This is a genomic window from Saccharococcus sp. Marseille-Q5394, from assembly GCF_946901335.1.
GTDB lineage: Bacteria > Bacillota > Bacilli > Bacillales_A > Planococcaceae > Sporosarcina > Sporosarcina luteola_C.
Map to the genome: position 1 here is coordinate 585,178 of NZ_CAMPPQ010000001.1, position 12,583 is coordinate 597,760.

A 12,583-nucleotide genomic window follows, 5' to 3' on the forward strand; every position below is an offset into this window, starting at 1 on the left:
TCCTCCTTATTGACAACAAATACGAAGCCCTTGTGCCTCCAGGTCAGCAATTGATTCATTCTGCTCCGGAAGATGCTCAAGTATGCTTTGAATAAACGGATAATCTTCATGACTTTCATTTATCGAAAAGAAAATCCATTGTCCTCTGCGTTCTTCTTTAACTAATTCAATATCCCTTAATTTCCGCAAGTGTTGGCTGATTGCCGGCTGACTCATTTTAAAAATCTCGACAAATTCGCATACACAGCATTCATGTGACTGGAGTAATTTCATCATCGTCAAACGTGTCCGATCTCCAAGCAGTTTTAAAAGCTGTGATGCTCGCTGCATATCAATCGTTTTTTCCGTATTCATATGCGATCTCCACCTTTCCGAAATCATTATATAATCATATGCTTATATAAGCAAGTGAATGTTTTTGGCTTAAAAACTTAAATAAGGTGATTAGTTCTAAACAATTCCACATTGTTTAAACCAGGCACCTTATTTCATTATTGGTCAATTTATTATCCGCTTGTAAGGTCATTTGTTACGTTTCCTATTGTTCAAGTCATATCGTTATAGCAGCATCAATCTTCGCTCAAAGATTTTACCGCATTTATATAATTTGCATAACTTATTGGTCTATATGAAGCTAGGTTTCCTTCGAAAAATGTTTTCATCATGAAATCCTTTGCATCTTCCAAGGAACACCTTCTTGCATTCATGACCAAGGATAAATATGCCCGAAAGTATTCTTCCGATAAGTTGCCACCACTGTTTACGACCATTAATGATTCCCACCTTTAACAGCTGAGTATGAATTCTAGACTTACAAGTAAAGTTCGTAATTGTACACTTTTACGAACAGGTAGAAATGATTAATACTACAGTAAAAAGAGCTTCCGTCAAACTATATAACTAGTTTACGAACGTTCTTTTATTCACGCATAATTTTACGAACAGATAAGGTATGCAACAACAAATAAACACTTAACGAGAGTTTCCAGAAGTGGGCTCTTTGTTAAGTGTTCTACTGTTTTCATTTTCGCCAACTAAACTCTATTATTATTTCTATTACAACACTTTCAATTTTCATTTACAGGAGGACTTCAGTCGAGTTATGAGTTTAACTACGAATTTATTATATCGTCTATATATTGTAGAAACACTCTCGATAAATTAATTACTAACTTAGATTCTGCTTCATCAATAATTTTTTCATTCGGATGTGCAAAAGTTCCATCATTTCTAATTTCATTAATGTTCTCTATAACTTTGGCAATAGCATTTACGATTTGATTTACCGGAGTTAGAAAGTTTGAAGGATTAGCTTTGAATTTACTATGTTCTGCCCTTAATTTACTCCAATATTCTTGTAGCTTAGGTTTGCTTTGCTGAAAAGTCAGTCCTTCTTCTTCACATAATTCTTTTAGATATGCATGTAATGCCGTGTGTGCTCTATCTACACCACTACTATATTTATGATTGGAAATTAGTGTCTCACATTGTTTTAAAACCTATTTAACAAATTCTGAATCATGTTTAATATTTTCTATTAGGATTAAACCATCCCCTTGTAATAGTGTGCTCCATATTGAAATCTTTTCAAAAAGCTCTTACTTTGATTTATACTGTTTTTCGTTAATTATAGCTTCCTGAAATAGTTCTTCAACATTCGATAAAGGAAATTTCTCCAAAACACCTTCTAAAATCTTATATTGCTCAATTCTTGTAGCATTAGTCAAAATAGTAATGAATCTATTTCTAGTAGTACCATCATATTTATTAGGATCAATATCTAATCCGCAATACTGAGGATAAAATCGTGCATGTGTCGCATAAGAGAAGTTACCTAAATAACCACCATCTCCGCCAATATAAGCCACCACACTATTTATCTCTTTATTACCCAGTTTTTCCATATCAGTACATCCCATCCTATCTATTAATTAAAACCAAGTATCGTAATTAAAGACGATTCATTTTCTCCAACATTTCATTTTTGGTAGGGTTCGTATATAACATCGTCGTATGGATATTTGAATGTCCCGCTTGATTGGCCACTTCATGAATACTCATACCTTTCTCAATCGCATTTGAACAAAAGAAATGTCGAAGATCATGTGGAGTTATATCTTTTCCAATCTTAGCCGAATAAGTGTTAAACAACCGATTCACAACAGAACGATCTAACCTCTTGTTCCGGTTGCTTGGGAAAAGGAATTCGCAATCTATTCCTTTCTCTTTCCTTTCTCGCAGCCAAGACTGTAAGGCGATTTTCACTTTCTCCCCCATAAAAACTGTTCTAGATTTATCTCCCTTCCCATCTACAATAAGTATTTCACGGGACACCAAGTTAATATCAGTTACTTTTAAATTGAGTGTTTCTGAAATACGTAATCCACCATAGGCTAGAATGGTTACGATTGCATAATTCCTTGCCTTTCCGCTATCCAGCACTAACTGACGAAACATTTCCGCATCCTGAAATTCAACTTTTGCAAGTGAAGCATATTGCTGCTGAACTTTAACGAAATCCCTTTTTTCAATAACTAGATCAGATTGTTTTTTGCTATGAATTAAAAACTCGTTGAATTTTACTAAACCGCTTAACTTTGTGTTAATTGTTTTAGGCCCTACTGTTTCAATTGTTTTAAGATAGGATATATATTCTCGCATATTTTCCCGGTGCAACTTTGTGAATGAAACACCTTTTGATTCATCAAACCATTTTAAATATCCATTAACAGATTGAGTGTATCCTTTAATGGTATTTTTACTTAGGTTATTCGAATTTAGATATTCCTGGAAAGCTTCTATCATAATATCAGCTCCTGTAAATTATGTTGCATTTATTTTTTATTAAAATTTATAAACTATGTTGCATTATTAACTTAATCATAGATAATAAAACACAAAAATACAACATAATTGATATTATGTCGCAAAAAGAAAACACGCACTATTTTCATTGAACGTTTATGAATATCCCTTCGGATATACCAGCGATTTTCGAAAGTGTATTTTACACGCATCCCCCTTCTTTAAATAAAAAGCCCATCACCAGTAAGGTAATGAGCAGTTTTATTGAAAGGTATTCTTCACTGGCACACTTCACCCATTAGCATTAATTCAACTTACTCTCGGGTTCATATAAACATTTGTTGCATAAAAGCTTGTTTTTGAAGATGAAACAGCTCAACTTTATTGGTTTCGTTTTGTATTTTCTCATCTAAGGTTGACAATAACTCAGCAATTTTCTGTTGCTCTTTAAGGCAAGGTAATTGAAAACTTAATTCTCCATACTCCACTCCGTTTATACCAGGTTGTCCTGAACGCATAGACATTATTTTAACCCACTCTTTATAATTGCTAGTCAAGGTACTTTGGTAAACAAAATTCCCATCGACAGTTTCTTTCAAACGCGCTCTGATTAAGAAACCCGCAAAATAAAATGAGCGTTCTTCATCATCAAAGATAAAGCTCTTTCCCGTACTGGCTCCAGTACGAGCAAATAAAATATCGCCTTTTTTAAGCTTATATTTTTCTTCTAATAAACCATTAGGTGATACCTTGCCTTTTTCGATAAATTGTCGACTTTCATCATCAATATCTGTAATTCTAAGGTAGATGTTTTCTCCGTCAAATTCCTTGGCAGCTGCATTCATGCCATATGAGATGGATAAGGAGATATCCTTTAATTTAACTTCTTCCCACTCCGGAAAATCCTTCCCATCCTCATCCTTAAACCGCAAATCTTGGCTAAATAGCTTCTGTATCATGCCCTTTTTATATTCACGCCAGACTTCAACCTTTTCCTGTTGCTTTGCGATGAGACGATCGAGCACGTTTAAAAAAACAGAGATATTCTTTTGAATTTCAAGGGGGGGTAATTTTATTTCTAGCTCCATAAACTCTTTTTGTCCAAGTGTTTTGTTCCTACCTGCTCCACCGGGAGATGCGAGTTCTAAAAGATATTTCCCGCGATTTGTTTGATAGAGTCTGGTAAAGTAATCCAAGTCCACCTTATTATTATCAACTCTGTACATTGGAAATCTATGAGATGCGATAAACCCTTTTAACTCACTATTAGTCTGCGCGATTGCTCTCTCCCAAGCAAATACAATATTTACAATAAAGCAATCTTCCTCAATCCAAAATACGCGTTTATTACCTAGTTCTTTACCTAAAACAGGCTCTTTTATAAAAATCCCTTTGGCATGTGAACGTATGCCGATTTGGACATACTCGACTTCTTCTTCAACCTCAACTGGATTTTGTACCCTTGTGAGAATTTCCGAATTTTTATACACCTTATAATTTTTTAATATATTTCCCATCAGAAGTCTCAAACCCCCAATTCCCTGAAATACTTTTCAAGTTCAGCATCAATTTGTTCAATTTCTATATCAATTTCCTTCATCCGAAGTGAAACAGCTTCTAAATCAATTGGTTCTTCCTCTTCATATGTATCCACATAGCGAGGAATATTGAGGTTATAGTCATTCTCCTTAATTTCATTTAATGACGCTACATAAGAGTACTTGTTAATTGTTTCACGCGACTTGTATGCTTTTACAATCTTTTCCACGTTTTCATCTGTTAAGATATTCTGGTTCTTCCCTTTTTCAAATTCATTAGATGCATCTATGAACATTACATTGTCATCTGCTTCGCGGCACTTTTTGAAAACCAGAATACATGTTGGAATGGACGTTCCAAAAAAGATATTGGCTGGGAGACCGATAACTGCATCCAAATAATTCTTGTCCTCAATTAAATACTTTCGAATAATTCCCTCTGCAGCCCCTCTGAAGAGCACACCATGCGGCAATACAACTGCCATCGTTCCATTGTCATCAAGCTGGTGGATCATGTGTTGGACAAACGCAAAGTCTGCTTTCGATTTGGGTGCAAGGCGACCATATGCACTGAAACGCTCATCATCCAAAAATTTCTCATCAGCACTCCATTTTGCACTATAGGGAGGATTTGCCACGACCGCTTCAAATTTCAAATCCAGATGTTCTGGTTCTTCCAATGTATCGTCGTTTTGAATATCAAAGTTCTGGTAAGAAACATCATGCAACAACATGTTCATGCGAGCCAAGTTATACGTTGTGGAAGTTAATTCTTGGCCGTAAAATTTACGGACATTTGCTTCTTTTGCTACTCGTAATAATAGGGAACCGGAGCCACAGGTAGGATCATAAACGTTCTTTAAATCGGTTTTTCCGATGGTAACGATTTTAGCTAGTATTTTAGACACTTGTTGAGGTGTGTAGAATTCTCCCGCTTTCTTTCCAGCATTTGCCGCAAATTGTGAGATCAAATACTCGTATGCGTCACCTAACACATCAATATCAACGTCATCATGCAAGAACGGAATGTCGTTTACACTGGCCATGATTTTTGCAATTAACTTAGAACGAGATTTTACTTCACGGCCTAGTTTTGATGAAGTCAAATCCATATCATCAAACAGGTTTTCAAAATCCGCCTGACTATCTGTACCAAGCGTCGATTCAGTTACTGCATTAATTGCTTTTTGCAGCAATTCCGTATCAAACTCTCCATTGTCTCCTTTTTCAATTTCAATCAACATATTTGAAAAGAGGTATTTAGGCTCGATTACATAACCGATTTGTTGGAGTAGTTCCTCTGCCAATGCCGCACGATATTCCTCATCAGCCCATGCCTTTCCATAAGTAATAGCGTCTTCTTCTAATAGCTTTTCTACACGAGTCTCCGTCTTTTCGGATAAGTAGCGATAGAAAATTAAGCCAAGAATATAGTTTTTGAATTCATTCGCTTCCATCTGGCCTCGAAGGTCGTTCGCCATATCCCATAGCTTTTTATGTAGTTCTGCCTGCTGTAGCCGTTGTTTTTCGGATGTTGTCATTTATATTCCTCCATTTTCTCTGAAAGTAATTCGTGGATATATTGATCTTCCAGTTCCATTCTCTCATCAATGAGTTTCTTTTTCTGCTGTATCGCTTGAATAATCTTCCCTATCTCATTTTGCAACTGAATTGGTGGTAGCGAGACATTCATTTCTCGCAACATATTGATGGATAAGGAGGAAACACTTGTCCCTTGTGTGGCCAACTTAAATTGCCTACGAACTTCTGCATGTTCATTGAAATACCATTCAATAAACTTAGCATTGACCGGTTCATAAAAATCGATAACAACGAAATTCGAAGGAACCAGAAGCCCTTTATAGATTCCAGGTATGGAAGCGACTCGTTGAGATAGTAAATGTACGACAATCATGTTTTCCTCGGTCAATCGAAGTTTATCCATCCGCTCTTCGTCAATCCAGATGCTTGTCTTCTTATCCTGTGCTAGCCGATATGGTAATCCCATCGCTTCGTTAAATTCTTTTAACGTCAATATCTTAACAAGCTCAGCGTTAGGTGCATTTTCTGCCGTTTCAACACGCGCAGAATTTACTCCTTGTACGACTGAAGCAATTTCTTGTAATTGTATATCCTCCACCTCCTTAGTCTATCAACAATTTAATGATAGCTGTTATTTTTAAAAATAGCAATTATAAATAGCTGTAATTTTAAAAAATAACAAAAAAAGAGAGCGATATGCTCACTCTCATGCAAACCGTTTTGTATGCTCGATAATAAATTGAACAATCCGCTTTGATAGTTTTCTTTTCTTTAATAACCCAACTTTTAACGAATCACTAATTGCAGATTGCTGGATGATATTACTGTACTCGTATTCCTCTAGATGATGTTTCAAATCTTTTTCCGGAAAACCGATTTCATCAGAAAACGCTTGTATCTCTTCTTCCCGTACCTCTTCCTCGTAATGATTATACGCATCATCAACAGAGTCTGCATTCGTTAAGTCAGGAACCACACGTTTCAAGAATCCTTTAATCAGATCTATTTTTAAACGTAGTTCAGGATTATCAGCACGATCTACCTCTTCTTCAATGAAGCGCAGCCTCTTCTCTAAATCGTCTTTATCGCTGAAATCAAGATCCCGAATAAGATTCATGATGTAACTTACATTAATCCGGTCTGTGTGCATAAGCTCTAATTCAAAATCAATATCTTGCAGGATAGATACTTTTTCAACATCATTTTTCACACGATCGGCAATTTTCAAGTACTTACTCTTGTAGTCTTCATACGTTTGGCTATCGATTGTAAGAGCCTCAGGGTCAAATTCAAATTCAGTAAATGTTTTCAAGCGGATCAATAGCTTTGTCATGTCCTTGAAAACATCAACAAATGCTTTTTGGTCTTCTTCCCGTTCCAACTGATCGACCGCTTCAGGAGTAGCCGCAATTTTACGCACTTTTTTTACCGATTTCAGAAACATGGCTAGGTACTCAACGTAGCTTTTCATTAAAATATCATCAACCGAATCTGTCTGGGAAAACAGTTTGAGCGCTTCGTCTGTGTTTTGTTTTAAATTCCGATAGCACACGATATTCCCATAGGGCTTCGTTGCTTTCTCCACACGGTTTGTCCGGCTGAAAGCTTGTAGCAGATCGTGGTGTTTCAAGTTCTTATCTACATACAACGTATTAAGTGTTTTACTGTCAAAACCGGTCAAGAACATATTCACGACAAGCAGTATGTCGATTTGAGCTGTCTTCACACGCTTGGAAACATCTGAAAAATAACCGGAGAATGTATCTGTAGAGAAATTCGTATCAAACATTCCGTTATAGTCCTCAATCATACGCTCAATGCTATCCCGCGAATGCTCATCTTTTCCTTCGCTTTCTTCATTAGCTCCGTAAGTAAAGATGCCAGCTACTTTGAACGGATGTTTAACTTTTTGGAAAATTTCATAATACTTAATCAACATGGGGATGGACTGTACAGTAAAGATTGCTGTATAACCCTTGCTTCGGGATTTTCTTTCATGATTCTCAAGGATATTTTGGACAACCAACTGCAACCGATCCCTATGCAACCATACCTCATCCGTATTAATTGCTTTGACGCGGGTTTTGTCGGATTCATCAACGGCTGCGTTAAATGTCCGAATATGTTCCACTGAAAAACCAAGAACGTTCCCATCTCTGATGGCATCCTTTATCAAATACGTATGAAGACATTTTTCAAAAATATCAGCAGTAGTCCGACCATCCTGACTTTTGTTTATTTCAAAGCGAGGCGTACCAGTAAAGCCGAAATACTGAGCGTTCTTAAAATGTCTCGATATATTGGTGTGCATCTCACCGAATTGGCTGCGATGACATTCATCGATAATGAACACAACTCGTTCATCCCGATAGATATCCATAATTTTTCCGTATCGAGGATTCTTCACTGCATTGGCCATCTTCTGAATGGTGGTGACAATGAATGGTTTCATGACATCCTCAATCTGCTTAACAAGCATGTCTGTCTTATCCGTTGTATCAACCGATCCTTTTTCGAACTTATTAAATTCAGCGATTGTCTGGCTATCCAAGTCTTTACGGTCGACTAGGAAAAAGACTTTCTTGATGTACGGTTCATTAGCTAGAATCTGACTAGCCTTAAATGAAGTAAGTGTCTTTCCCGATCCTGTGGTATGCCATATGTAACCATTATTTTTTGTTTCAAGCGCTCGTTCAACAAGGGCCTCTGTTGCATAGACCTGGTATGGCCGCATAACCATTAGAAGCTTCTCATTTTCATTCAGAACCATATAGCGCGCAATCATCTTTGCAATATGACATTTTCCAAGAAATGTAGCAGTAAAATCATTTAAGTTCGTAATGATGTTATTCTCTGCATCAGACCAATAAAATGTGTAACCAAATAGTACATCGCCATCGGAATTTGAAAAGTACTTCGTATCAACTCCATTGGTGACGACAAAGATTTGAAGGAAACGGTATAGCCCCTTATAGGAATGTTTTCGATAGCGTTGTATCTGATTGAAAGCCTCTTTGAAGTCCAACCCTCTTCTTTTCAATTCAACTTGAACAACTGGAAGACCGTTAATTATTATTGTTACATCATAACGGTTCGTATATGTCCCAATCACCGTAGTTTGCGCTGTTACCTGAAATAGATTCTTGCACCATTCACGTGTATTAAAAAGCTCTATGTATAATTCCGTTCCATCCTCACGTTCAATTATCTGCTTATCCCGCAGTATTTTTGCCGATTCAAAAATACTTTTTCCATCTATTAAAGTCAGAAGACGATTAAATTCAATATCAGTCAACGGTCTGCCGTCTAGCTTTTTCTCATTGAAACGATTCACTTGCGTACGGAAGTTTTGAAGAAGTGCATCATAGTCTGGTAGCTTTACTTGTTCATACCCTTGCCTAACAAGTTGATCAATCATATTCCTTTCGAGTTGAGCTTCAGATTGATACCCCATATGTACGCCCCCTCTTACATTTAATATATCTAAGACTATTCTACCAAAAACGAAAGACGTTTTGTTAGAAATCTGGTAAAACTGTGTGGAGCGATAGGAATCTTTATTAATTCGATTCTTTATGTAAGACGTACGAAAGTACTTACACTTTTTTCACCCCCTAATAATTCAATAGAAAAAGCAGGAAGCGTGTTAACTCAGACGCTTCCTGCTTTTCGCTCAAAAATAACCTTTCTCCTTTAAACTAATAAAACGGTGATCCCCAATAATCACATGATCAATTAGTTCCACCCCCATCACACTACCAGCCTCAGCCAATCTCTTCGTAACCTGAATATCTTCAGGTGAAGGATCTGGCCGACCACTTGGATGGTTGTGGAAACAAATTATTGAGGCAGCACTATGCTTCACAGCTTCTTTATACACCTCCCTTGGATGTACAATAGAAGAATTTAACGACCCGATGAATACAGTCTTCTTATGAAGCACTTCATTCTTCACATTCAAAAAGATGACTACGAAATGTTCTTGATTAAGATTCGTCATCTCAGCCATCATATAAGCTGCTGCATCCTCTGGTGAACGGATAACGTACCGATAGTCTGCTTTTCCCGCTGAACGCATCTTGCGCGCAATCAACATACCCGAATGAACCCTTAGGGCTTCATTGTGTGTCATTCCTTCCTCTTTCAATTCGGATACCGTCATATCCACTAACTCTCGAATCCCTCGTGCAGCCAGTCTTCCAGTGAATTCCGGTTTCGCAGATGGCCCAATTAAGACAGCCAGAATATCCTGCAATTCAATAACACTTTCAGAACCAACTGCATTGTATGTTGATACTGCTTCGCGAGCAGAAGTAATATATTTATTCGTTGTCATTTTCGTTATCCTTTCTCACACAAAGCAAGTGCCGAGCGGCACAAGCTTTCATGTGCCACTCTTTCCTTGCCCGGTGGAAGGCTTTTTATGTTATGATGTATTTACATTTTAAAGTTTTACTTCTTACGAGATGCGAAACGACGCGTCTCCTTTTTTTCGCCCATTTTTGCAATCACTGCATCATCCCAGCCCATCTTTTTCAGATTGGATGCTGTGATGTTCAGCATTTTCCATGGATTCACACCTTCAAGCACCATGTTCTGGGCCAATTCCTTCATGCCCTTTTCATCGAATTGCCACGATGCCGATATAGTGTAATCCCAAATAACGTCACCAGTATCTACCGGACCATTATTATCTACGAACGCCTTCAACTGAGCTTTCATAGCTTTCAGCGCCGATTCAACACGTTCAATTTCCTTCCCTAGTTTAATTGCCTCTTCCATGTTTTCAATGACCTCTTGCTTTGCAAGTACCATTTTAATATCCTCCTTTTAGTTTCCAATATTTCCGCTGCCAATCACTTTCACATCGCCTTTTTCAATGGAAAGAAAAATGTCTTCAATGTCGGTTAACGATTTCAGCTTTTCAATTTCCCCTCTGCTATCGAGTAGATAAATGCCCCCGAATTTAAAGACTAGAAATTTCTTCTCCTTCTTTTCATCCACATAGCAGACGAATGATTTTTCTGCACCTCCCTTTCTAGTGCTAGAAACAAGACGTTCTAATTGTTTTCCGACCATTTAAATCGCTCCTTTTCTAATGAGATTTTTTAAACAAAAAAAGTCGATCGTTTCCCGGAGGAATCAATCGACTTTTAATATATATCACGCAATTAAGCGTAAATATCCATATGATTATGCTTTAAAGCAATTTTGGATGTACTTGTTACATCAGCCCGTCTTTTCTCTTCAACAGAGAATACAAAGGCAACATAATTTATGTCGCACTCCTTTTTAAAATATCTAAAAAGTATAACGACGTTCATCTAAACGATGACTTAAAAACTTAATGGTTACACACATTTTAGCAAAGCATTATTGAGGTCGCAAATCTTCCGAAAAGAAGAAGGGATGGGGCTGGTTGATCGGTTTCATCATGATTACTCCCAACAAGGCTAACAGTTAAGTAATACGCTGATTAAAGATGAAAAAGAGGAAGGCATTTCCCCTCCCTTATCATTTCTTGTTCTTTAGTTTTTCCAAAAGGTTTCTTACCTTTTCCTTCATATCAGATGTCTCTTCTATTAATACCTCGAATCGATATCCGATTTCATTCGTTTCATTCTTTAGAATATCCCCTTCATTGTCTATATGTATTGGAGATTGTCAATGCACTTGGTAGTTTTCAAATAGTCCTGCAGGTCCGTGCATTCTCAAAAGCAAATCCAATGCCGACATATTCGGGAGTGCCAATAGGAATCCATATGCAGTTTCCAAACTTTCAAAGGCGAACGCTTCAAGTTCCTTTTCGTAATGATATTCATCTCCTTCTCTAATGAACAAATAGAGTCGGATGACGGAAAACCCTGCTCGATAATTAGCCGCATCCATATTTCCCCCTAATATTACAATGGCGAAGTTGTCGAATTCAGGATTAATGACCTCCGATAACAATGTCATACCATCAAGCAATTCCTTTGGTATATTCACAGTACTTTTCATTTCCTCACCACCCTCCTAAACACCTATATTCGTCGCAAGGTTAGAAAGTCCTTCTATTTTTATATTTTTCCGACAAAAAGACCACTTTAAAAAGTGGTCAGTCGATGCATTGTGCAGAAATGACATTTTCTATTGAGAATCTAAGATCTCCAAAAGGGTCTGCCAGCAGGATAGCTTTGTTATGTAGGTCGATCGCTTCGATAATGCCCTGATTTTCGATTATGCGTCCATCACGCCAAGTCTTTATTAACGTTTCGCATTTCCGTTTATGAGCTATTTCGATTTCTTCCTGGAGAGCTGCCAAATCCCACTCTGTCAGTTCAGGACGTTCTGTATGTTCATCTTCTGCATGCCACTCTCTTAGGTCTGCAAGGTGTTCCGGCAGCATCATTGCTGTCCATTTGATTCTCCCGCGGTCTTTGATATCTCCATCTACCTTCATTACACGATCATCCTCTCTATGAGAAACGGGAACAAGTGCTATAACATTGTCGATGGTAAAAGTCCGTTTGGATTTCCTAAACAATACGCACGGAAGTAAAGCTCACCTACCTAGATGATCTTGATACGCCTCCTGCTGATTGTTCCATCAGCTGCCATTTACACCATATCCAATACTCCACCATATCCGATTTGTCCAATGTTTCATGCACACTTGTTCTCTTCTTTGTTTTCATTATAGAGAATGTACGTTCGTG

Annotated in this window: 13 protein-coding genes; all 13 read right to left on the reverse strand. The window is 37.4% G+C overall.

Annotation, left to right across the window (positions count from 1 at the left end):
• Positions 1 to 6: 6 nt before the first annotated feature.
• Positions 7 to 354 (reverse strand): ArsR/SmtB family transcription factor, encoded by a 348-nt coding sequence (locus tag OC538_RS02905; RefSeq protein ID WP_262173217.1) that lies wholly within the window; start codon positions 352 to 354, stop codon positions 7 to 9.
• 758 nt (positions 355 to 1,112) lie between these two features.
• Positions 1,113 to 1,475, reverse strand: coding sequence for an abortive infection family protein (locus OC538_RS02910; RefSeq protein ID WP_316044295.1), 363 nt, complete (start codon positions 1,473 to 1,475; stop codon positions 1,113 to 1,115).
• Between the two features lie 123 nt (positions 1,476 to 1,598).
• The gene (locus tag OC538_RS02915; protein WP_262173218.1) at positions 1,599 to 1,904 is read right to left on the reverse strand and encodes a hypothetical protein; all 306 of its coding nucleotides are present in this window, start codon (positions 1,902 to 1,904) and stop codon (positions 1,599 to 1,601) included.
• Between the two features lie 46 nt (positions 1,905 to 1,950).
• Entirely contained in the window at positions 1,951 to 2,805 is an 855-nt protein-coding gene (locus OC538_RS02920; RefSeq protein WP_262173219.1) for a tyrosine-type recombinase/integrase, read from the reverse strand.
• Positions 2,806 to 3,131: 326 nt separating this feature from the next.
• A complete protein-coding gene (locus OC538_RS02925) occupies positions 3,132 to 4,322 on the reverse strand; it encodes a restriction endonuclease subunit S (RefSeq protein ID WP_262173220.1) in 1,191 nt (396 codons plus the stop codon).
• A gap of 8 nt (positions 4,323 to 4,330) precedes the next feature.
• On the reverse strand, positions 4,331 to 5,884 hold the full coding sequence (locus OC538_RS02930; protein ID WP_262173221.1) for a type I restriction-modification system subunit M: 1,554 nt from the start codon (positions 5,882 to 5,884) through the stop codon (positions 4,331 to 4,333).
• Entirely contained in the window at positions 5,881 to 6,483 is a 603-nt protein-coding gene (locus OC538_RS02935; RefSeq protein ID WP_262173223.1) for a restriction endonuclease subunit S, read from the reverse strand. Before OC538_RS02935 ends, OC538_RS02930 begins: the two co-directional genes overlap by 4 nt.
• Before the next feature lie 108 nt (positions 6,484 to 6,591).
• Entirely contained in the window at positions 6,592 to 9,339 is a 2,748-nt protein-coding gene (locus tag OC538_RS02940; protein WP_262173225.1) for a type I restriction endonuclease subunit R, read from the reverse strand.
• Positions 9,340 to 9,558: 219 nt separating this feature from the next.
• Positions 9,559 to 10,221, reverse strand: a complete 663-nt coding sequence (radC, locus tag OC538_RS02945; protein ID WP_262173226.1) for a RadC family protein — start codon at positions 10,219 to 10,221, stop codon at positions 9,559 to 9,561.
• Positions 10,222 to 10,337: 116 nt separating this feature from the next.
• A complete protein-coding gene (locus OC538_RS02950) occupies positions 10,338 to 10,700 on the reverse strand; it encodes a hypothetical protein (RefSeq protein ID WP_262173227.1) in 363 nt (120 codons plus the stop codon).
• Positions 10,701 to 10,715: 15 nt separating this feature from the next.
• On the reverse strand, positions 10,716 to 10,964 hold the full coding sequence (locus tag OC538_RS02955; RefSeq protein WP_262173228.1) for a hypothetical protein: 249 nt from the start codon (positions 10,962 to 10,964) through the stop codon (positions 10,716 to 10,718).
• Between the two features lie 585 nt (positions 10,965 to 11,549).
• Positions 11,550 to 11,885, reverse strand: a complete 336-nt coding sequence (locus OC538_RS02960; RefSeq protein WP_262173229.1) for a hypothetical protein — start codon at positions 11,883 to 11,885, stop codon at positions 11,550 to 11,552.
• A 97-nt stretch (positions 11,886 to 11,982) separates the two neighbouring features.
• Positions 11,983 to 12,327, reverse strand: coding sequence for a YolD-like family protein (locus tag OC538_RS02965; RefSeq protein WP_262173231.1), 345 nt, complete (start codon positions 12,325 to 12,327; stop codon positions 11,983 to 11,985).
• Positions 12,328 to 12,583 lie beyond the last annotated feature (256 nt).

What these genes read in the sequence shown, in the direction of transcription:
- OC538_RS02930 (WP_262173221.1), bottom strand. Translation starts at nt 5,884, where the DNA reads ATGACAACATCCGAAAAACAACGGCTACAGCAGGCAGAACTACATAAA.
- OC538_RS02955 (WP_262173228.1), bottom strand. Translation starts at nt 10,964, where the DNA reads ATGGTCGGAAAACAATTAGAACGTCTTGTTTCTAGCACTAGAAAGGGA.
- OC538_RS02960 (WP_262173229.1), bottom strand. Translation starts at nt 11,885, where the DNA reads ATGAAAAGTACTGTGAATATACCAAAGGAATTGCTTGATGGTATGACA.
- OC538_RS02920 (WP_262173219.1), bottom strand. Translation starts at nt 2,805, where the DNA reads ATGATAGAAGCTTTCCAGGAATATCTAAATTCGAATAACCTAAGTAAA.
- OC538_RS02905 (WP_262173217.1), bottom strand. Translation starts at nt 354, where the DNA reads ATGAATACGGAAAAAACGATTGATATGCAGCGAGCATCACAGCTTTTA.
- radC (WP_262173226.1), bottom strand. Translation starts at nt 10,221, where the DNA reads ATGACAACGAATAAATATATTACTTCTGCTCGCGAAGCAGTATCAACA.
- OC538_RS02950 (WP_262173227.1), bottom strand. Translation starts at nt 10,700, where the DNA reads ATGGTACTTGCAAAGCAAGAGGTCATTGAAAACATGGAAGAGGCAATT.
- OC538_RS02940 (WP_262173225.1), bottom strand. Translation starts at nt 9,339, where the DNA reads ATGGGGTATCAATCTGAAGCTCAACTCGAAAGGAATATGATTGATCAA.
- OC538_RS02915 (WP_262173218.1), bottom strand. Translation starts at nt 1,904, where the DNA reads ATGGAAAAACTGGGTAATAAAGAGATAAATAGTGTGGTGGCTTATATT.
- OC538_RS02965 (WP_262173231.1), bottom strand. Translation starts at nt 12,327, where the DNA reads ATGAAGGTAGATGGAGATATCAAAGACCGCGGGAGAATCAAATGGACA.
- OC538_RS02925 (WP_262173220.1), bottom strand. Translation starts at nt 4,322, where the DNA reads ATGGGAAATATATTAAAAAATTATAAGGTGTATAAAAATTCGGAAATT.